The organism is Lichenibacterium minor (assembly GCF_004137685.1).
Taxonomy (GTDB): domain Bacteria; phylum Pseudomonadota; class Alphaproteobacteria; order Rhizobiales; family Beijerinckiaceae; genus Lichenihabitans; species Lichenihabitans minor.
On record NZ_QYBB01000041.1, the window covers coordinates 15,235 to 33,967 of the forward strand.

Genomic DNA, 18,733 nt, shown 5'->3' on the forward strand with positions numbered 1-18,733 from the left:
CGCCATGCCGTTCGTCAGCCTCACGCGCCTCCGCCTGCGGTCGATCCGCTTCCTGCCCGCCTTCGCGCGGCACAACCTGCGCACCCTGGCGCAGGTGAAGGCGGCGCCGGGCTTCCGCGGCGGCTCGCTGCTCGCCGACCGCGGCTGGGCCTTCTGGACCCTCACGGCCTGGGACGGCCAGGACGCCATGCGGGCCTATATGACGGCCGGCGCCCACCGCACCGCCATGCCGTACCTCCTCGAATGGTGCGACGAGGCGTCCGTGGCGCATTGGACCCAGGACGGCGACGCCCTGCCGTCCTGGGCCGAGGCGGACCGCCGCATGCGGGACGAGGGCCGCCCCTCGAAGCTGCGCCACCCCGGCCCGCACCACGCCGACCTCGGCTTCCGCGCCGCCCGAACCGCCGTCACGGCGCCCCTGCGGCCGGCGCCGGCGCGCGTCCCGGCCCCGGGCTCGGCTTGACGCGGGGGACGAACTTCGCATATATGAAGACGTGTTCATATGTGGTGATCGAGATTGGTCGACGACGACGTCGCTGCCCTGGCGGAAACCTTCCGGCTGCTGGGCGATCCGAACAGGCTTCGGATCGTGCTGAGCTGCCTCGACGGCCCGGTCGGCGTCGGCGCCCTCGCCGACAGGGTGGGGCTGAGCCAGTCGCTCGTGTCCCATCACCTCCGGCTGCTGCGGGCGACGCGCCTGCTGAAGGCGGGGAAGGCGGGGCGGCAGGTGTTCTACTCGCTGCCGGACTGCCACGTCCGGGACATGCTGACCAACCTCATCGACCACATGACCGAACCGCACGACCACGGAACAGACGCGGAGAACGACGATGACGGACGTGACGACGGTGAAGTGCGCCTGCGCTGATTGCGTGTGCGTCGTGAAAACGGACGGCGCGGTGGAGAAGGACGGCCGCTTCTATTGCAGCGGCGAATGCGCCGACCACCACAAGGACGGTTCGGGCTGCCACCACGCCGGCTGCACCTGCCACGGCTGACGCGGCCCCGATCGGGAGACGGCCGACGGCGCCCGGCGACCCCGGGCGAGGCCGCCCCCCGACATCCGCCGCCGTTCGCGCGGCGCACGCTTCCGGTCCCTGCGTCCCGTCCGTGACGGCGCGCAGGGCCGTCGGCCTGGAAGAGACCGCCCCCGGGGTGACGCCGTGATCGTCCGCGACAAACCGAGCGCCTGGCAGCTCCTCTTCGTGATGCGGGGATCCATCATCCCCACCATCGCGCCGCGCCTCGTCGTGGTGACGTCGCTGTCGATCGCCGTGGTGGTCCTCGAGGACCGGGGGATGCTGCAGCTGCACGACATCGCCGCTCTGCCCTTCTCGCTCATCGGCATCGCGCTCTCGATCTTCGCCGGGTTTCGCAACTCGGCCTGCTACGACCGCTGGTGGGAAGGCCGCAAGGTGTTCGGGCAGCTGCTCGTCGACGCCCGGAGCCTCGCCCGCCAGCAGCTGAGCTACATCGGGCCCGACGATCCCGCCGCGGCGCGGCGCGGGGCATGGCGCGCGGTCGCCTTCTCCCACCTCCTGCGCCACCACATGCGGGCGGAGCCGCCGGGCGCGGACGCCCTGGCCGCCCTCGCCGAAGGCGGAGCCACCGAGGTCGCGGCCGCCCGCAATCCCCCCAACATGCTGCTCGCCGCCATCGGCCGGGACGCCGCCGCCAGGGCCGCGGCGGGCGGCATCGCCCCCCAGATGCTTCAAACGCTCGAAGAGCGGCTCGTGTCGCTGTCGGGGGTGCTGGCCGCCGCCGAGCGGATCCGGGGCATGCCGGTGCCCTACACCTACACGCTGATGCTGCACCGCACCGCCTACCTGTTCTGCCTGCTGCTCCCCTTCGGCCTCGCGGGGGCGGCCGGGCCGTGGACGCCGCTGATCGTGCTCATCGTGAGCTACACGTTCTTCGGTCTCGACGCGCTCGGCGACGAGCTGGAGAACCCCTTCGGCACGGGGCAGAACGCGCTTCCGCTCAGCGCCATGACGCGCGGCATCGAGATCGACATCCGCGAGATGCTGGGCGACCCGGTGCTCCCCGAGCCGCTGCGGCCGGTGGACTTCCTGCTCACCTGATCGCCGTGCCGGCGGGGGAGCAAATCTGCAAAAGGAGAGCAGAAGCTCATATGCCGAGGAAAGCGGCAGTTTGCGACGATGTTCGCGGAGTTATGCCTAGAAAAACGTGAAATCGTGGTCCCGCTGCTTGCCAAGCGCAGAGCAATGTGGTGAAACCTTGAAACCGAGCCGACGATGCCTCGGCCCCGAAAGCGTCCCCCAGAGCGGGTGAGGATGCCGGAGAATAAAAAAAAGACCGCCCCGAAGGACGGCCCGAGTCTAGGGAGGAAACGCCCAAAAAGGGCATGCAACGAAAACGTTGCAAGACGTCTATGCCACGCTTTGCCGATCGTCGCAAGCCTTTTCGGGCTCGAGCGCGATCGGCTTTTCGTCGTGATGAACGGCTCCGATCGGTGGCGGCGCTGGAAGGGGGTTCCATGGCGGAAGGTGGCGCGGCATCGGCCGCCTCGGAGCCGTCGCCCGGCGACGCGCTGCGGGGCCGGCGCGTGCTGCTGATCGTGGGCGGCGGCATCGCGGCCTACAAGGCGCTGGACCTGATCCGCCGCCTGCGGGAGCGCGGCGCCGCCGTGCGGGCGGTGATGACGGCCTCGGCGGCGCAGTTCGTCACCCCCCTGGCGGTGGCGAGCCTCACGGGCGAGCGCGTCCACGACGACCTCTTCTCCCTCACCGACGAAGCCGAGATGGGGCATATCCAGCTGTCGCGCAGCGCCGACCTCGTGCTGGTGGCGCCCGCCACCGCCAACCTCATGGCCAAGGCCGCCAACGGCCTCGCCGACGACCTCGCCTCGACGCTCCTGCTCGCCACCGACAAGCGCGTGCTGATGGCGCCTTCCATGAACGTCCGCATGTGGCTGCACCCCGCCACCCGGCGCAACCTCGAGCGGCTCCGCGCCGACGGCGTCCTGGTGGTCGGGCCCGGCGAGGGCGCCATGGCCTGCGGCGAGTTCGGCCCCGGCCGGATGGCCGAGCCGCTCGACATCGTGGCCGCCGCCGCCCGGGCCCTGGCGGGCGACACCGCCGTGCCGCTGCCCGCCCCGCCGCCCGGGGCCCTGCGCGGGCGGCGCGTGGTGGTGACCTCCGGCCCGACCCACGAATCCATCGACCCCGTCCGCTACATCGCCAACCGGTCCTCCGGGCGGCAGGGCCACGCCATCGCGGCGGCGGCGGCGGCGGCCGGCGCCGAGGTCGTGCTGGTGTCCGGACCCGTGTCGATCGCCGATCCCGCGGGCGTCGCCGTCGTGCGGGTCGAGACCGCCCGCGAGATGCTGTCCGCCGTCGAGGCGGCGCTGCCCGCCGACCTCTTCGTGGCCGCCGCCGCGGTGGCGGACTGGCGGCCGACGGTCGCCGCCGACCTCAAGATCAAGAAGCGGGACGGCGCGCCCGACCCGGTCCTGGCGCTCGACCGCAATCCCGACATCCTCGCCGCCGTGGCGGCGCGCCGTGAAGGCCGGCCGCGGCTCGTGGTCGGCTTCGCGGCCGAAACCGACCGCCTCCTCGACCACGCGGCGGACAAGCTGCGGCGGAAGGGCGCCGACGTGATCGTCGCCAACGACGTCGGCTCAGGCTCCGGCGTGATGGGGGGAGCCGACAACGAGGTGCATCTCGTGAGCCGTGGCGCCGCCGGGGCGGGGGGCGACGCGCGGATCGAGGCTTGGCCGAAGCTCGGCAAGGACGAGGTGGCGCGCCGCCTCGTCGCGCGCTTCGCCGCCCTGCTGGACGCGCGCCCGTGACGGTGGCGGTGCGGGTCCTCCGCCTGCCGCACGCGGAGGGGCTCGACCTGCCGGCCTATCAGACGGAGGGCGCCGCCGGGCTCGACCTCGTGGCGGCGCTGCCCGAAGGCGCCGCCGTGGCGATCGAGCCCGGCGCCCGCGCCCTCGTGCCGACGGGCCTCGCTCTGGCGCTGCCCGAGGGCTACGAGGCTCAGGTCCGGCCCCGGTCCGGCCTCGCGCTGCGCCACGGCGTCACGGTGCTGAACAGCCCGGGCACGGTCGACGCCGATTATCGCGGCGAGATCGGCGTGCTGCTGGTCAACCACGGGGCGGAAGCCTTCCGCGTCGAGCGCGGCACGCGCATCGCCCAGCTCGTGCTGGCGCGGGTCGAGCGCCTGGCCTGGGTCGAGGGCCCGCTCGACGGGACGGCGCGGGGCGCGGGCGGCTTCGGCTCGACGGGCCACGCCCCGGCGATCCGGCGCGGATGAATCTCCTGCCCGAGCGCAGCCTCCTCGCGGTCGCCACCGTGGTGGACATCGCCTTGAACGGCCGCATGGCGCCGGTGTCCGCCAAGGCGCTGTCGGCCCGCCACGGGCTCATGCCGCGCCACCTCGAAACGCTGCTGCAGGAACTCGTGCGGGCCGGCGTGCTCAAGGGCACGCGCGGCCCCCGCGGCGGCTACGCGCTCGCGCGCGAGCGGCGGCGCATCACGGTCGGCGAGATCCTGCGGGCCGCCGCCCGCGTGGGGGAGGCGGATGCGAAGCCGCGCCCGCGGCCGTCCTTCGTCGATGCCGTGGTGGCGCCGGCGCTGCGGCCCGCCGGCGACGCGTATCTGGCGGCCCTCGACGGCACCACCGTCGCCGACCTCTGCGCGAGGGCCGAGGCCGCCGGCGTGGAACGCGACGCCGGGATCGATTTCGCCATCTGACGGCAGCGGGCGGGAAGCTCGACGGCGCCGGACGTCGCCCGGGGCCGGATGCCCCGGCGTCAGTGCGGCGCTTGGGGCACCATCAGCCCGCCCTGCGTCCACAGCGCGTTGGCGCCGCGCGGCAGCTTGAGGTCCGATCCCGCGCCGAGGTCGCGCTCGAAGAGTTCGGCGGCGTTGCCGATCGTGCCGACGGCGCGCGCCGCCCAGCCGGCGTCGACGACCGCCGGGTCGATGCCGGTCAGCGTCCCGCCGAGCGGGCGCAGCAGCGGGTTCGACGAGTCGCGCAGCGCGTCGGCGTGGGCCCGGTCGATCCCGCCGGCCTCGGCCTGCACGGGCGCCGCCGCCACGGCGTCCACCACCTCGGCCCAGGCCGCGTCGCCGTTCGCCACCGCCGGGGTGAGGGGCAGGACGGAATAGCGCTCCGGCAGGATGGTGAAATCCGCCACCCGGGCGTGGAAGTTGGTGCGGGCTTCGGCGAGGCGCGTCGCGCTGTTGAAATAGGCGTCGCAGCTCCGGCCCACCACGGCGGCGAGGAGTTCGCCGTTTTCCTCGAAGTTCCAGGGCTTGAAGCCGACGTGGCGGCGCGCCGCTTCGGCGTCGAGCACCGCCGCGGCTTCCGTGTCGACGATGTAGCAGACGGTGCGGCCGGCGAGGTCGTCGAAGCCCTTGATGCCGGAATCGCGGTGCACCATCAGGGCGTCGCCGTCGAGGAACACCGGCCGCGCGAAGGACACCCCGAAGGCCACGCTCGACGCCGCCGAGGGCGCCGCCCCCATCAGCATGTCGATCTTGCCCGACTGCAGGTCCTTGAAGCCGTAGAGTTCCGACGGCGCGTCGACGATCTTCACCCGGTCGGCCGAGCCCAGCACGGCCGCGGCGGTCGCGCGGCACAGGTCCCGTCCCAGTTCGGGCAGGGGGCCGTGGACGTCGTCCTTGGTCCAGTCGTCGGGCTCGGTCAGCACGCCGCACCGCAGCACGCCGGCGGCCTTGACGCGGTCGAGCACGGCACCGGCGCTGGCGGGAGGGGCGGCCAGCGCCGCGGCGAGCGCCAGGGCCGGAACGCACAGGGACGCGGCGAACTTCATCGGTGATGTCCTTCGGCTGAAGAAGGGGCCGGGCCCGGCCCGGCCCCTTCCGGATGATGGCGGATCGGCTCGGATCAGGGCGTCCAGGTGCCGGACGTGGGCGTGCCGGGGGTCTGGGTCGGCCGGGGGTTGAAGTCGGCCGGGGCCGGGTCGACCGGCGTGCCGTTGACGTAGTCGGTCGGGGTGATGTTCAGCGTCCTGCACCCCTGGCCGCCATAGTGCGGCAGCGAATGCACCTGGGCGGGGGGGATGGTCGCATAGGCGGGCGGCAGCGGGGGCTGCTTGCCGGTGAGGCGCGCGTTGTCGAAGGCGTTCGACATGTCGGTCATCTGCCACACGGTGTCGCTGTCGGCGGGGCCGAGGCTGGGCTGGCCGTAGGCGGCGAGGCCGGCGGCGCGGGCCGAAGCCTCGTCGGGCAGCTCGGCCAGCGGCGTCAGGCCGAACAGGTGGTTGATGAACTTGATGATGGACGAGTGCTCGGCATAGGAATGCACCGCCACATGGGCGAGGCTGTAGGGCGAGATCACGATGGCGGGGATGCGCGAGCCGGCCGCGTAGGGCAGGCCGTCCGGGCTGTAGGACCGGATCGCGAAGGACTCGTGGTCGTAGTAGCCGTCCGATTCGTCGTAGCTGATGATGATCGCGCTGTCCTTCCAGTAGGGGCTCATCGCGATGGCGTTGACGGCGTCGGCGAGCGCGGCCTCGGAGATCTGCGAGTCCGAGTAGGCCGGGTGGTCGTTGTTGCCCTTGAAGGCCGCCTGCACGGCGGGGTTCGGGTCCTGCGGCACGAGGCCGTCCAGGTTGTTGTAGCCGCCGCGCACGTAGAACACGCCGCCCGCCGCCGGCAGGGCCCTGTTGGACAGGTCGGTGTAGAAGTCGCCGAGGCCGTGCAGGTGCAGCAGCTCCTGCGGGTTGTCGCCGACATAGCCGAAATACTGCGGGCCGTTGTGGTGGACGATGTAGCTCGCCGTCGACGCCGTGCCGGTCGTGTCGAAGGGCTCGTGGTCCTAGCCTTCCTGGTACCAGCCCCAGGGGACGTTGGTCTTGTTCTGCTTGGCGATGGTGCCGATGTCGTTCTGGACGTCGAGCAGGTCCATCATCGGGTTCTCGTCCGACTTGATGATGTTCTGGATCTGCGGACCCATGAAGGACAGCGGCAGCGACGCGTAGGTTTGCGGGTTCGTCGGCTTGTTGGGGTTCTCGTCGGCCGGGTTGAAGGTCGGCTTCACGGCGGACTTGTCGAGGTTCGAGCCCGGGAACGGGCCGGGATCGCCCGTCACGGGCTCGTTGGCGACCTGGTCGGGGTGCTTGACGTATTGGGTTTCGCCGCCCTGGCCGGCGATCATCGCGATGGCGTTGGGCGTCGAGGGCCCGTCCACCGTCATGTGGAAATTGTCGAACAGCGCGAAGCGGTCGGCGTATTGCCACATGAACGGCACGGTGTCGCAGTCGACATGCGCCATCACCAGCTCGGCGGTCTGCTTCTGCGCCAGCGTGGGCCTGGTGGTGGCCGGCATCAGCGTCGTCTTCGACACGAGACGGCCGGCCGCGTCCGTGGTCAGGCCCTCGTTGTCGATGGCGAAGCGGTCGTTGCGCGACTTGCCGGTGGCCGGGTCGACGTCGATGCCGACCGCGATGCCGGTGTGGCCGTGGTCCACGTCGCCGAGGTCGGCGGGGTAGAGCGGCACGGTCTTGCCGTTGGCCGCCGTCACGCTCTGCGGGATCAGGAAGGGCGAGATCGTGCCGACCGAGCCGTCCGTGTTGACGATGCGCTGCACGGCGCCGGGCAGCGCCGTGTTCAGCTTGCCGCCGCTGAACAAGCCGCGCGCGCCGGGAAAGGTGGCGAAGTAGTTGTCGAAGCTGCGGTTCTCCTGGAACAGCACGAAGACGTATTTGATCTTCTGCTTCAGCAGGGCCTGCTTCTGCGCGTAGGTCAGCTGGGGCGCGAGCGCCGGCACGGACGCGTATTGCTTCACGAAGCGGCTCGAATCCGGCATCACCGTCGGGGCGGCGTCGGCCGAAGCCGTTTGGGCGAAGGCCGCCTGGGTCTGCAGCAGGCCGGCGACCGCCAGGAGGGCGGTCGAGGCACGAAGACGTTTCGCGAAGGTCATCGAGGCTCCGGACACGGAAAGGCCGCGATACCGGCGCGGCTGGGAGAAGATGGCCACGTTTAGGTCGCCATCGATGACGCCCGCGTGACATCCCGCGCCCGCGCGCCGCGCTTGCCAGCACCCGCGGCAGGGCCCATCCTCACCGGCATGACCCCGATGATCGACGCTTCGACGGCCGGCGTGCTCGCGGCCCTCAACGAGCGCTCCCGCGAGATCTTCCGCCGGATCGTCGACGGCTACCTGCAGACGGGCGAGCCCGTGGGATCGCGGCAGCTGTCGCGCATCCTCCCCATGACGCTGTCGCCGGCTTCGGTCCGCAACGTGATGCAGGACCTGGAGGAGTTGGGCCTCGTCTTCTCGCCGCACACCAGCGCGGGACGGTTGCCGACCCAGATGGGGCTGCGCTTCTTCGTGGACGCGCTGCTGGAGATCGGCGACATCGGCGACGGGGAGCGCCGCCGCATCGAGGCGGACCTCCGCGCCGCTTCGAAGGACCGCACGCTGGAAAACGCGCTGGTGGAGGCGACCAGCCTGCTGTCGGGCCTGACGCGGGGCGCCGGGGTCGTCGTCACCAGCAAGGACAACGCGCGGCTGAAGCACATCGAGTTCGTGCGGCTCGAGCCCGAGCGCGCGCTCGCCATCCTGGTGGCCGAGGACGGCTCGGTCGAGAACCGCGTGGTGCTGATCCCGCCGGGGCTGCCGCCTTCGGCGCTGGTCGAGGCCGGCAACTACCTCAACGCCCGCATCCGCGGCCGCACCCTCGCCGAGTCCCGGGCCGAGATCGAGGGCGAGCGCTCCGCCGCCCAGGGCGAGCTCGACCAGCTGACCGCCCGGCTCGTCGACGCGGGCCTCGCGGGCTGGGCGGGGCTGGGGGGCGAGCGCCAGCTCATCGTGCGCGGCCAGGCCAACCTGCTCGACGACCTCACCGCATTGGGCGACCTCGAGCGCATCCGCCTGCTCTTCGCCGACCTCGAAACCAAGACCGACGTCATCGACCTCCTCAACCGCGCCGAAACGGGCGAAGGCGTGCGCATCTTCATCGGGGCGGAGAACAAGCTGTTCTCGCTGTCGGGCTCCTCCATGGTGGCGGCGCCGTTCCGCGACGGGCAGCAGCGCATCGTCGGCGTGCTCGGCATCATCGGCCCGACGCGGCTGAACTACGCCCGCGTGGTGCCGATGGTCGACTACACCGCGCAGGTGATTTCCCGGCTGGTGCGCGGCCCGTTCGGCTGAAGGCGGCGCGCGGACGCGTTGGGCCGCGGCGGGGTTTCGGGTTAGACCGGGCTCCATGCCGTCCCCGATCCTGTCCCGGCGCGCCCTGGCGCGCGTGCTCCGCAGCCTGCTCCTGGCGGAACTCCGCGCCGCGCGGGGCCGCCACGGTCCGTCGGCGGCGCCGCCGTCGGTCCCCGGCCCCTGGGACGACGACCTGCCGCTCGGGCAGGGTGGCATCGGCTGCGATTCCCTCGACCTCCTGTCGCTCGCCGCGGCCGTCAACGAGATGTTCAACCTCCACGAGGTCCGGACCGAGCGGAACCTGCTCGACGTTTCCGCCTTCGGGGGGTGGATCGACGCCGTGGAATCCGCGTGGCGGGCCGGCGTCGACCGCGTCACCTTCGCCACCTCGGGCTCGACCGGCCGCCCGAAGCGCTGCCCGCAGACGGCGGCGCACCTCCACGCCGAGGTCGAAGCCCTGGCGGCGCGCTGGGCGGACCGCCGCCGGGTCGTGGCGCTCGCGCCCGCCCACCACATCTACGGGTTCCTGTTCACCGCCCTGCTGCCGACGCGCCTCGCGGTGCCCTGCCTCGCCGCCGACGATCTCGGCCCCGAGGAACTCGCCGCCGCGCTCCGGCCCGGCGACCTCGTCGTGTCGTTCCCGGAGCGCTGGGCCTATCTCGCCCGCAGCGTCCCGGCTTGGCCCGCCGGGATCCACGGCGTGGTGTCGACGGCGCCGTGCCCGCCCGCCCTCGCCGAAGTCCTCGCCGAGCGCGGCCTGTCGCGGTTGACGGAAGTCTACGGGTCGTCGGAAACGGCCGGCATCGCGTGGCGGGACGCGCCGGACGAGCCCTACGGCCTGATGCCGCAATGGACCTTCGCCGAGCCGCACCGGGGCGACGCGCCGGCGCTGATCCACGCCGACGGCACCCTCCACCCGCTGATGGACAGGATCGTCCGTAACGCGCCGCGGAGCTTCCGGCTCGACGGCCGGCGCGACGGCATGGTGCAGGTCGGCGGCGTCAACGTGGCGCCCGCGGCCGTGGCGGAACGGCTGCGTCGCCGGCCCGGCGTCCGCCACGCCGTCGTCCGCCTCATGCGGGCCGAGGAAGGCGCCCGCCTCAAGGCCTATCTGGTGCCCGAGCCCGGCACCGACGGCGCGACCCTGGCCGGCGCCGTGGCGGCCTGGGCGGCGGACCACCTGCAGGCGGCCGAACGTCCGGGCACCATCGCGGTCGGGGCCGACCTGCGCGTCGAAACGCCCGGCGAAACTTTCGACTGGTGATCCCGGGCGCGTCCGCCGCAGATTCGCGATGACATCCTGTCGCATCGGGCCTGGATGTCCATCGCACCCACCAGGGGATGACCTTGGCCGACCGGGCCGTGACGGGGCGGTTTCTGTGCTCCGCCGCGCGGACATCACGCTTTGTTGACCGAATCGCATGCACTGTGACGTGCGGACTTCGACGAGACCTCGTTTCCCCGTCCGATCCCGTCGGGAGCCTCGGCCTTCGCGGGAGCGGCGCCGGGCCGGTGTCGAAGCCCAGGTGTCGTCGAGCCCCGGTGATCCGCACGGGGGCTCATCATCGCCGATGCAGAATGGCGCGAGATGGATCTGTCGAACACGCGCCGGGAACGGCGCCTGACCGGAGTGCCCTCATCCATCGGCGAGCCGATCGGGTCGAAGGCGGTCGCCGCCTATCTCGACGATCCCGATCGCGGCCTCGTCGTGGTGGAGCGGGACGGCCGCGTCGCGCTGTGCTCGCCCCGGGCCCGCCTTCTGCTCGCCATCGAGGCTGACCGCGAAGTCGTCGGCCGCCACCTCCGCCGCGTTCTGGCCGACCTCGGCCGGGCCTGGCGCGAAGCGCGGGGCCTCGTCCGCACGCGGCCCCGCGGGGCGCTGCGCCGGGGCGGCGCCACCGTCGTCACGGCGCCCGACGGGCTGGTCGCCTGCGCGGTGAGGACCCTGCCGGGGGCCGGCTGGGCCGTGACGGTGGAGGAGCGCCGGCCCGCCGCCGCCGTCGAAGGGCACCGCGATCCCGTGACGGGCCTGGAAGACCGCGCGGCCTTCCGAACGCGGCTCGCGGAAGCGCTGAGCCGCCCCGACGCGCAGGTCGCCGTGCTCGCCATCGGGCTCGACCGCTTCAGGCCCGTCAACGACACGCTCGGCCACGCGATCGGCGACGGGGTGCTGAGGATGGCGGCCGGCCGGCTGCACACGACCCTGCGGCGCCAGGACGGCCTGGCGCGCCTGGGCGGCGACGCCTTCGCGGTGATGCAGGACGGCGCCGGCGAAGCGCCCGACGCCGAGCCCCTGGCGGACCGGATCGTCGACTTGGTGGGCCGCGCCTACGTGATCGAGGGACACCTGGTCAACATCGGCGCCAGCGTGGGCGTGGCGCTGTCGTCCGGGGCCGGCGGCGACGCCGACACGCTGCTCAAGCACGCCGATCTCGCGCTCGACCGCGCCAAGCGCGACGGCCGCGCCACGGCGCGCTTCTTCGAGACCGGCATGGACGCGTGCAGCCAGGCCCGCCGCGCTTTGGAGATCGACCTCCGCCGCGCCCTGGTGCTCGACCAGTTCGAACTGGTGTACCAGCCCCAGATGGACCTCGACAGCGACCGGCTGGTGGGGTGCGAAGCGCTGATCCGCTGGCATCACCCGACGCGGGGCACCGTGTCGCCCGCCGAGTTCATCCCGCTGGCCGAGGAGATCGGCCTCATCGTCCCCATCGGTGAATGGGTCCTGCGCACCGCTTGCCGCGAAGCCGCGCGTTGGCCGGGCGACGTCACCGTGGCGGTCAACCTGTCCCCCGCCCAGTTCAGGAGCCCGGCGCTGGTCGGCGCCGTGGCGTCGGCGCTCGCCGCCGCCGGGCTGGCGCCCGGCCGCCTGGAGCTCGAGATCACCGAAGGGCTGCTCCTCCAGGAAAGCCAGGCCAACATCGACACGCTCAACGCCCTGCGGGCGCTCGGGCCGCGCATCGCCATGGACGACTTCGGCACCGGCTACGCGTCGCTGAGCTCCCTCCGCGCCTTCCCGTTCGACCGCATCAAGATCGACCGCTCCTTCGTGTCGGGGCCGAAGGCCGAGCGCGACGCCATGGCGGTGGTGCGCGCCATCGCCAGCCTCGGGGCCACCTACGGCATGACCACGATCGCGGAAGGGGTGGAGACGCCCGAGCAGATGCGCGACATCCGCTCCGAAGGCTGCACGGCCGTGCAAGGCTACCACATCGGCCGCCCCATGCCGGCCGCCGCCATCGCCCGCCTTTTCGCCGACCAGGCGGACACGGCGGCCCGATCCTTCGATCCGCAGCACTCGGAGCCGCGACGATGACCGCCCTGTATCGCCTGGTCTACACGAGCCGCAGCCTCGTCGGCGGGGACGAGGCCGCGCAGGAGCGCACCGTCGCGCGCATCGTGGACGCGTCGCGGCGCAACAACGCCCGCGCGGGCGTGACGGGTGCGCTGCTGTTCAGCACGGGCAGCTTCGCCCAGGTGCTCGAAGGTCCCCGCGCCGCCGTCGAAGCGACCTTCGAGCGCATCCAGCGCGACCCGCGCCATCGCGACCTCAGCGTCCTGCAATGCGAGTTCGTGGGGGAACGCTTCTTTTCGAGCTGGTCCATGGGCTTCGTGGGCCGCGCCGCGCGGGGACGCGCGCTTTGGGAGGGCCTCGCCCGGACCACCGGCTTCGACCTCGGGCGCGTCGAGGGCCACGGCTTCTGCTCGGCCCTGCTCGCCCTGGTGCGGGCCGACGAGGACGGCGCTTCGGCCGCCCCGACCGAGCCGCGGCACCCCGGGCTCGACGTCGAACGCCTGCGCTCCGCCCTCGCCGCCGAGCGGCCCGAGTTCCGCGCCGCCGCGGCGCTCGACGCCAGCCCCGCTCCGGTTCCGCCGACGGTCCAGGCCCCCCCGGCGCCCGCCGCCGGGCCGGACGTCCACGGGCCGGCCGAGGCCGCGTCGGAGGTCGACGCGGGCGTGCTGCGCGCGGCGCTCGACGAGGAGCGGGACCGCACGACGGCGCTGCGCGGGGACCTCGACGCGGCGCGGATCGCCCTCGCCAGGGCCGCACACGAGATCGAGGCCGTCGGGCGCCACCGCGACATCTGGGCCGACCGCGGCTCGCAGCTGCGCGGTGAGCTTCGGAAGGCGCGCGAAGCGCAGCGCTTCGCCGAATCCGAGCGGGACGCGCTGCAGGCGCGCCTGTCGGAGGTCGACACCCTGCGGGCCCACCGCGACATCTGGGCGGAGCGGGCGCGGGCGCTGGCCTTCGCCCTGTGCCGCGACCCGGGGGGCGAGCGCGCCGGGCCCGTGCAGGCGGACGCGCCCCGCCCAGCCGCGGAGCAGGATCGCCCGCCGCTGGTGAGGGTGGCGAGTTGAAAACCGGTTCAGAAGCGTTTCAAGAAATCGTTGTCCATCACTGGTGTGGCGAGCGGTCTGCTTGAACTTCAGGCAACAGCAGCCGTTCTGACCTCAACGTCATAAGCATGCTTCGGGGATACGGGATGTCATCTCATTCGGCTCAGGCCGCGCTGATCGACGGGCCTGACAGGTTCGACTTCGCCGAGATCCGCATCGCGGTTCTGGATGCGATGACGCCGGACCAGGTCGACGCGCTCCCCTACGGCGTCGTGGGCCTGGCGTCGGACGGAACCACCGAGATCTACAACGCCACCGAGTCGAAGCTCGCCGGCATCCCGAGCTCGATCGTGCTCGGATGGTCCTACTTCGCCGAAACCGCCCAGTGCATGAACAACTTCATGGTGGCGCAGCGCTTCGAGGACGAGCCCGAGATCGACGAGGTCATCGATTACGTGCTCACCCTGCGCATGCGTCCGACGCCGGTGCGGCTGCGCCTCATCAAGGCCGGGTCCTGCGCCCGCCGTTACCTCCTGATCCAGCGCTGAAGGGGCCTCGAGATGAGCTCGGACAGTGACGACGAACTCTCGAACCTCATGCAGTTCCTGTACACGTGCCCGGTCGGGCTCGTGGATTTCGACGCTTCGGGCACCATCGGGCTGATGAACCCGAAGGCCATGCAGCTGATGCAGGTCCTGACGGCGACGCCCCACGTGTCGAACTTCTTTTCCGCTTTCGAACGCTGCGGCCCGGAGCTGCGCAACCTCGCGCAGGGCTTCACGGGGCGGCGCGGGACCGTGTGCGAGAACCGGCGCGTCTTCGTCCGGGAAGGCATCGTCGACGACGCGAGCGGCGCCACGGTGCTCGACTGCACCATGGTGAAGCTGAGCGACGAGCGCTTCATCGCGACCCTGTCCGACGTGTCGCGCCAGGTCGCGCAGGAGCGCCGCCTCCGTCAGGCCGAGGTGTGGTTCTCCTCGCTGCTCGACGGCGCCGACGATTTCGACGTGCTGTCGCTCGACGGCGCCGGGCGGATCGACGGCGTGAAGGCCGGCCTGCTGGAAGAAACGGGCCTGCCGCGCGACGCCGTGATCGGCCGCACGCTGGATGTGTTCGACTGCCCGGATGCGGACGGCGCGGCGTCGGACGTGGTCGGCAAAATCGCGCTGGCGCGCCGCGACGGCTGGTACCTCGACGAGGGCTGGCGGCGGGTCAAGGGCGGGGAGCGCCGGTGGTGCCAGCGCCTGATCGTCGTGAAGAGCGACCGCGATCGCGACAGCGGCGAACGGTCCCTCGAGCGGGCGGCGTCGGGCTACGTCGCCGTGCTGCGCTCCACCACGCGGCAAACCTTCGACGCCGCCAAGCTGCGCCGCCTGCTGCAGACCGACCACCTCACCGGAGCCTGCAACCGCGCCCACTTCTTCGAGGTCGCCGAGCGCGAGCTTCGCCAGGGTCCGTACCGCGGGCAGGTGCTGTCCGTGGTGGCGATGGACGTGGACCACTTCAAGCGCATCAACGACACGCACGGCCACGCCGTCGGCGACGAGGTGCTCAAGGCCATCACGGCGGCCTGCCAGGGCGTGCTCGATCCCGCCGACACGTTCGCGCGGCTAGGGGGCGAGGAGTTCGTCGCCATGGTGGCCACCGACCTCGCCGGGGCTTCGGCGAAGGCGGAAGCGTTGCGCGCCAGGGTGGCGGCGCTCGAGATCCCGTCGGCGGCCGGCCCCCTGCGGGTCACGGCGAGCTTCGGTTGCGCCACCGTGTCGGCGTCGGTCCGCTCCATGGCGGCCCTGCTGGCCGAGGCCGACAGGGCGCTGTATTCGGCCAAGCATGCGGGCCGCAACCGGGTGGGCATCGCCGAAGGGGTCGCCGCGGTGGCGTGAACGGGTCCGGCGGCCGCCGGACGGGCGGCGTCAGGCCGGCCCGAGCCCGCGGACGACCTCGGCCACCCGGTCGCGCAGCGCGCGCGGCAGCGGCAGCAACGGCCGGGGCGGCTCGGCGCTGCAGATCCCCAGCGCTTCCGCGGCGGCATAGGCGACGCGCAGGCTCGAATGGGCCTTGAACAGGTCCCACAGCGGGCGCATCGCGGCGTCGAGCCGCCTGGCTTCCGCGGCGTCGCCGGCGCGGGCGGCCCGCAGGATCGCGAGGCAGCGCGCCGGGAACAGCCCCGCCGCGACGCCGTACCACGCGTCGGCCCCCGCCAGCAGGGCGTCGGCGGCGTGCCAGTCGACGCTGTAGCCGATGGACAACCCCGCGGGACCGGCGGCGCGGAGGGCGCCGAGATGCGCCGCCATGGCCTCGGGCGGCGGGGCGAGGCTCTTCAGCGCCACCACGCCGTCGAGCCGCGCGACGCGGCCGACGAGCTCCGGCGTGAAGGCGAAATGGGTGGTCGACGGATTGTCGTAGATGCAGAGCGGCAGTCCGGCGCGCGCCACGGCCGCGAAATGCTCGAACACCTCGCCTTCGGTCAGGGGCGTGTAGGACACGGGGGCGAGCAGGCCCGCCGCCGCGCCCGCCGCCCGCGCGTCCTCGGCGAGGCGCAGCGCTTCGTCGGTGCGCAGCGCGCCGACGCCGACGAGGATGGGCACGCGACCGCCCGCCGCGTCGAGCGCGGCGTCGAGCGCGCGGCGGCGCTCCCCGCGCGTGAGGTAGGGGTAGGAGCCGGTCGATCCGAGGAGCCCGATGGAGTCGACCCCCGCGTCGGCCAGCGGCGCGACGATGCGCCGGAGCGCCGCGACGTCGACCCGGCCGTCCGGGCCGCTCGGCGTGATGGGGAAGGCGGACAGGCCCTGGACGGCCGACAGGCTTTGGACGGCAGACATGCTTCGGTTCCGGCGGCACCGTGCCGCCGCGATCGGTAGCAGATCCGCGCGCCGGCGCCAGGGCGGGGGGGAGCGGCACCCGCCTCGCCTTCCCCGCCTCGCCTTCGCCGCCTCGCCTTCGCCGTTTCGCCGTGGCAGGGATGCGCGGCGTTTCCGGAGTCCCGCCCTTGGAGCCTCGCCCATGACCACGCCGACCCGCCGCACGCTCCTGCCGCTGCTCGGCGCGGCCTTCTGCATCCTGGCCGTCCTCGGCGTCTTCGTGGTGCAGCGCGCCGGGATGCCGAGCCCGGCCGCCACCGGCATCGGCGGCCCCTTCGCGCTGGTCGACGGCGACGGACGACCCGTCACGCAGGCGGCCTTCGCGGGCGAGCCGACGCTGGTGTTCTTCGGCTACACCCATTGCCCGGACGTGTGCCCGACGACGCTCGACGCCATCTCGCAGACGCTTCGCGCCCTGGGGACCGGCCGGTCCGTGAAGGCGCTGTTCATCACCCTCGACCCCGAACGCGACACGCCCGCGGTGATGAAGAGTTATCTGTCGAGCTTCGACCCCCGCATCGTCGGGCTGACGGGCACGCAGGCCGCGGTAGACCAGGTGGCGCGCGAGTACCGCGTGTATGCCAAGAAGGTGCCGACGGGGGACGGCGGCTACAGCGTCGACCACACGGGCGTGGTCTACCTGATGGACGGGACCGGCGCCTTCGTGGAATCGTTCAACCCCGACCTCGACGACCCCGAGGCGGCGGCGAAGACGCTGGCGAAGCTGAGCTGAGCTGAACGGGGCAGGGCGCCGCCGTGGGCATCAGAACGGGCTGACGGGGAAGTATTTCAGCCACAGGTCCGCGTAGGTGCCGTCCCGGGCGAGGCGCCACAACGCGTAATCGAGCGCGACGCGCAGCGGTTCGCGCCCGCGCTTCACCGCGATGCCGGCGCCCTCGCCGAAGAAGCGCGCGTCGGTGAAGGGTCCGCCCGCGAAGGCGCAGCAGGCCGAGCCCGCCGGCCCGTTGAGCCAGCCCGCGAAGGCGATGCCGTCGCCGAAGGCGAGGTCGACCCTGCCCGCCGCCACCGCGGCGCGGAGGTCGGCGGCGGAGCCGAAGGGCACGAGCGTGGCGGCCGGGAAGAAGGCCCTGAGATAGGCCTCGTGCGCCGTGCCGCCCTGCACGCCGATGCGCTTGCCGCGCACGGTGCCGGGCAGCACGTCGCCCGCCGCCGCGGCGACCGGGGCCACGAAGCGGGCGGGGGTCCGGTAGTAGGGCGAGGTGAAGTCGACGGCCGCGAGGTTGGCCGGCGTGATGGCGACCGACGCCACCGCGGCGTCGCCGGCCCCGGCCGCCACCGCGGGCAGGATCGTGTCCCAGCGCCGCGCCTGGACCGTGCAGGTCACCTTCAGCTCGTCGCAGAGGGCGCGGGCCAGGTCGACGTCGAAGCCGGCCGGCGTCCCGTCCGGAAGCGTGAAGGCGAAGGGCGGGTCGTCCTGCCCGGTGACGATGAGCAGGGGCTTCAGCGCCGCCGGATCGGGCTTCGGCGGCGGCGAGGCGGGGTCCCACAGGTTCGGCACGAAGACGTCCGGCGGGGCGGCGGCCCGCGCCGGCACCGCCGCGCAGAAGGCTGACAGGATCAGCGCCGGAAGGCGTCGGGATGCGGCCAAGGCGGGTCCGTGGCGTGGAGGCGGGGACGGTCCCCCGCGCTCTACCACGGGACCCGAGGCCCCGTCAGGCCCCGTAGCGGTCCCGCTCGGCGACGACCTCGCGCACGGACGTCCAGCGGAGCCCGGGGTAGCGGCCGTTGTCGAGCGGCGCGAGCTTGCCCCGGCCCGAGAACATGTCGCGCATGTATTGCAGCCCCTGGAAGGGCGGGAACACCTGGCCCTTGCCCGGCATGACGGTGCGGGCCGCGGCGATCAGGGCCGACAGGGTGACGAGGCTCCCCGCCGTAACTACCCACGGGGTGCTCGGCTTGGCTGAGCGCCGTTAGGCGCCGATGGTGCCCAGCACGGTGCTGAACGTGCCCGCGCCTGCGGTGATGCGCGCTGTGGCCACCACGGTTCGCACGGCGGCCTCGCCCTTGGCGGACCACATGGCGCGATAGCCGTTGGTGTTCTTGCGCTGGATCACGGCCGGGCGGAGGTCACGCTCGCAGGCGTTGTTCGTGGCCTCGACCCGTCCGGGGAAGGAAGCGAAGGTCAGGAGTTGGTCGCGGGCGCGGCGCATGCGGTTCTGGATGTCGCGCGCCAGGTCGCAGGTGGCCGGGGCGACGAGGATGTCGTCGAGCGAGCGCTCCAGCTTGCGGCGCTTGGTGTTGATGGTCGAGGGCGCCGCTGTGGTGATGGTTCGCGCCAGGGCGAAGGCGCCGTCGAGCCACAGCTTGAGCCGCAGGGCAAGGGTGTCGTCGCCGGCATCAAGCGCGTAGGCGACGTCGCGGGCGAG

21 protein-coding genes are annotated in these 18,733 nt (G+C 72.9%); 14 read left to right on the forward strand and 7 right to left on the reverse strand.

Annotated elements, in window-relative coordinates:
- Positions 1-4: 4 nt before the first annotated feature.
- From D3273_RS22345 to D3273_RS22375, 7 genes are all read left to right on the forward strand, one after another.
- Positions 5-463 (forward strand): DUF3291 domain-containing protein, encoded by a 459-nt coding sequence (locus D3273_RS22345; protein WP_129229112.1) that lies wholly within the window; start codon positions 5-7, stop codon positions 461-463.
- A 54-nt stretch (positions 464-517) separates the two neighbouring features.
- A complete protein-coding gene (locus tag D3273_RS22350) occupies positions 518-868 on the forward strand; it encodes an ArsR/SmtB family transcription factor (RefSeq protein ID WP_129229113.1) in 351 nt (116 codons plus the stop codon).
- Positions 831-998, forward strand: a complete 168-nt coding sequence (locus tag D3273_RS22355; RefSeq protein ID WP_129229114.1) for a metallothionein — start codon at positions 831-833, stop codon at positions 996-998. Before D3273_RS22350 ends, D3273_RS22355 begins: the two co-directional genes overlap by 38 nt.
- Before the next feature lie 165 nt (positions 999-1,163).
- Positions 1,164-2,081 carry a bestrophin family protein gene (locus D3273_RS22360; RefSeq protein WP_129229115.1) on the forward strand — a complete coding sequence of 306 codons (918 nt, stop codon included), beginning with the start codon at positions 1,164-1,166 and terminating at the stop codon, positions 2,079-2,081.
- Positions 2,082-2,497: 416 nt separating this feature from the next.
- The gene (gene coaBC / locus D3273_RS22365) at positions 2,498-3,811 is read left to right on the forward strand and encodes a bifunctional phosphopantothenoylcysteine decarboxylase/phosphopantothenate--cysteine ligase CoaBC (RefSeq protein ID WP_129229116.1); all 1,314 of its coding nucleotides are present in this window, start codon (positions 2,498-2,500) and stop codon (positions 3,809-3,811) included.
- Positions 3,808-4,278 carry a dUTP diphosphatase gene (gene dut / locus D3273_RS22370; RefSeq protein WP_129229117.1) on the forward strand — a complete coding sequence of 157 codons (471 nt, stop codon included), beginning with the start codon at positions 3,808-3,810 and terminating at the stop codon, positions 4,276-4,278. The genes coaBC and dut overlap by 4 nt, the downstream gene beginning before the upstream one ends.
- The gene (locus D3273_RS22375) at positions 4,275-4,718 is read left to right on the forward strand and encodes an RrF2 family transcriptional regulator (RefSeq protein WP_129229118.1); all 444 of its coding nucleotides are present in this window, start codon (positions 4,275-4,277) and stop codon (positions 4,716-4,718) included. The genes dut and D3273_RS22375 overlap by 4 nt, the downstream gene beginning before the upstream one ends.
- Before the next feature lie 59 nt (positions 4,719-4,777).
- Here D3273_RS22375 and D3273_RS22380 read toward each other — a convergent pair whose 3' ends face one another.
- From D3273_RS22380 to D3273_RS29850, 3 genes are all read right to left on the reverse strand, one after another.
- Positions 4,778-5,803 carry a type 2 periplasmic-binding domain-containing protein gene (locus D3273_RS22380; RefSeq protein WP_129229119.1) on the reverse strand — a complete coding sequence of 342 codons (1,026 nt, stop codon included), beginning with the start codon at positions 5,801-5,803 and terminating at the stop codon, positions 4,778-4,780.
- 74 nt (positions 5,804-5,877) lie between these two features.
- A complete protein-coding gene (locus tag D3273_RS29845) occupies positions 5,878-6,762 on the reverse strand; it encodes an alkaline phosphatase family protein (protein ID WP_129229120.1) in 885 nt (294 codons plus the stop codon).
- A 48-nt stretch (positions 6,763-6,810) separates the two neighbouring features.
- Entirely contained in the window at positions 6,811-7,914 is a 1,104-nt protein-coding gene (locus tag D3273_RS29850; RefSeq protein WP_129229121.1) for an alkaline phosphatase family protein, read from the reverse strand.
- Between the two features lie 147 nt (positions 7,915-8,061).
- Between D3273_RS29850 and hrcA the strand changes: the two genes are divergently transcribed.
- The 6 genes from hrcA (at position 8,062) to D3273_RS22420 (ending at position 15,368) form a co-directional block, all read left to right on the forward strand.
- Positions 8,062-9,147, forward strand: a complete 1,086-nt coding sequence (hrcA, locus tag D3273_RS22395) for a heat-inducible transcriptional repressor HrcA (RefSeq protein WP_129229129.1) — start codon at positions 8,062-8,064, stop codon at positions 9,145-9,147.
- Between the two features lie 55 nt (positions 9,148-9,202).
- A complete protein-coding gene (locus D3273_RS22400; protein ID WP_129229122.1) occupies positions 9,203-10,411 on the forward strand; it encodes an AMP-binding protein in 1,209 nt (402 codons plus the stop codon).
- A gap of 324 nt (positions 10,412-10,735) precedes the next feature.
- Positions 10,736-12,463: a putative bifunctional diguanylate cyclase/phosphodiesterase gene (locus D3273_RS22405; RefSeq protein ID WP_129229123.1), complete on the forward strand. Its 1,728-nt coding sequence runs from the start codon at positions 10,736-10,738 to the stop codon at positions 12,461-12,463.
- Positions 12,460-13,506, forward strand: coding sequence for a BLUF domain-containing protein (locus D3273_RS28870; RefSeq protein WP_207210872.1), 1,047 nt, complete (start codon positions 12,460-12,462; stop codon positions 13,504-13,506). Before D3273_RS22405 ends, D3273_RS28870 begins: the two co-directional genes overlap by 4 nt.
- Positions 13,507-13,631: 125 nt before the next feature.
- Positions 13,632-14,033, forward strand: coding sequence for a phosphonate transporter (locus tag D3273_RS22415; protein WP_129229124.1), 402 nt, complete (start codon positions 13,632-13,634; stop codon positions 14,031-14,033).
- A gap of 12 nt (positions 14,034-14,045) precedes the next feature.
- Positions 14,046-15,368, forward strand: a complete 1,323-nt coding sequence (locus D3273_RS22420; protein ID WP_129229125.1) for a sensor domain-containing diguanylate cyclase — start codon at positions 14,046-14,048, stop codon at positions 15,366-15,368.
- A gap of 30 nt (positions 15,369-15,398) precedes the next feature.
- Here D3273_RS22420 and D3273_RS22425 read toward each other — a convergent pair whose 3' ends face one another.
- Entirely contained in the window at positions 15,399-16,307 is a 909-nt protein-coding gene (locus D3273_RS22425) for a dihydrodipicolinate synthase family protein (protein WP_428977798.1), read from the reverse strand.
- Positions 16,308-16,488: 181 nt separating this feature from the next.
- Here D3273_RS22425 and D3273_RS22430 point away from each other — a divergent pair, with 181 nt between their 5' ends.
- A complete protein-coding gene (locus D3273_RS22430; RefSeq protein ID WP_129229126.1) occupies positions 16,489-17,079 on the forward strand; it encodes an SCO family protein in 591 nt (196 codons plus the stop codon).
- Positions 17,080-17,109: 30 nt separating this feature from the next.
- Here D3273_RS22430 and D3273_RS22435 read toward each other — a convergent pair whose 3' ends face one another.
- The 3 genes from D3273_RS22435 to D3273_RS22445 all read right to left on the reverse strand — a co-directional run.
- Positions 17,110-17,955, reverse strand: coding sequence for a transporter substrate-binding domain-containing protein (locus D3273_RS22435; protein ID WP_129229127.1), 846 nt, complete (start codon positions 17,953-17,955; stop codon positions 17,110-17,112).
- A gap of 64 nt (positions 17,956-18,019) precedes the next feature.
- Positions 18,020-18,187: a hypothetical protein gene (locus D3273_RS22440; RefSeq protein WP_245501336.1), complete on the reverse strand. Its 168-nt coding sequence runs from the start codon at positions 18,185-18,187 to the stop codon at positions 18,020-18,022.
- A 90-nt stretch (positions 18,188-18,277) separates the two neighbouring features.
- Positions 18,278-18,733, reverse strand: a 456-nt coding sequence (locus tag D3273_RS22445; protein WP_165359615.1) for an IS66 family transposase, incomplete at its 5' end; no start/stop codon positions are given.

What these genes read in the sequence shown, in the direction of transcription:
- D3273_RS22405 (WP_129229123.1), top strand. Translation starts at nt 10,736, where the DNA reads ATGGATCTGTCGAACACGCGCCGGGAACGGCGCCTGACCGGAGTGCCC.
- coaBC (WP_129229116.1), top strand. Translation starts at nt 2,498, where the DNA reads ATGGCGGAAGGTGGCGCGGCATCGGCCGCCTCGGAGCCGTCGCCCGGC.
- D3273_RS22375 (WP_129229118.1), top strand. Translation starts at nt 4,275, where the DNA reads ATGAATCTCCTGCCCGAGCGCAGCCTCCTCGCGGTCGCCACCGTGGTG.
- D3273_RS22345 (WP_129229112.1), top strand. Translation starts at nt 5, where the DNA reads ATGCCGTTCGTCAGCCTCACGCGCCTCCGCCTGCGGTCGATCCGCTTC.
- hrcA (WP_129229129.1), top strand. Translation starts at nt 8,062, where the DNA reads ATGACCCCGATGATCGACGCTTCGACGGCCGGCGTGCTCGCGGCCCTC.
- D3273_RS22355 (WP_129229114.1), top strand. Translation starts at nt 831, where the DNA reads ATGACGGACGTGACGACGGTGAAGTGCGCCTGCGCTGATTGCGTGTGC.
- D3273_RS22420 (WP_129229125.1), top strand. Translation starts at nt 14,046, where the DNA reads ATGAGCTCGGACAGTGACGACGAACTCTCGAACCTCATGCAGTTCCTG.
- D3273_RS22400 (WP_129229122.1), top strand. Translation starts at nt 9,203, where the DNA reads ATGCCGTCCCCGATCCTGTCCCGGCGCGCCCTGGCGCGCGTGCTCCGC.
- D3273_RS22440 (WP_245501336.1), bottom strand. Translation starts at nt 18,187, where the DNA reads ATGCCGGGCAAGGGCCAGGTGTTCCCGCCCTTCCAGGGGCTGCAATAC.
- D3273_RS29850 (WP_129229121.1), bottom strand. Translation starts at nt 7,914, where the DNA reads ATGACCTTCGCGAAACGTCTTCGTGCCTCGACCGCCCTCCTGGCGGTC.
- D3273_RS22415 (WP_129229124.1), top strand. Translation starts at nt 13,632, where the DNA reads ATGTCATCTCATTCGGCTCAGGCCGCGCTGATCGACGGGCCTGACAGG.
- D3273_RS22430 (WP_129229126.1), top strand. Translation starts at nt 16,489, where the DNA reads ATGACCACGCCGACCCGCCGCACGCTCCTGCCGCTGCTCGGCGCGGCC.
- D3273_RS22425 (WP_428977798.1), bottom strand. Translation starts at nt 16,307, where the DNA reads ATGTCTGCCGTCCAAAGCCTGTCGGCCGTCCAGGGCCTGTCCGCCTTC.
- D3273_RS22380 (WP_129229119.1), bottom strand. Translation starts at nt 5,803, where the DNA reads ATGAAGTTCGCCGCGTCCCTGTGCGTTCCGGCCCTGGCGCTCGCCGCG.
- D3273_RS28870 (WP_207210872.1), top strand. Translation starts at nt 12,460, where the DNA reads ATGACCGCCCTGTATCGCCTGGTCTACACGAGCCGCAGCCTCGTCGGC.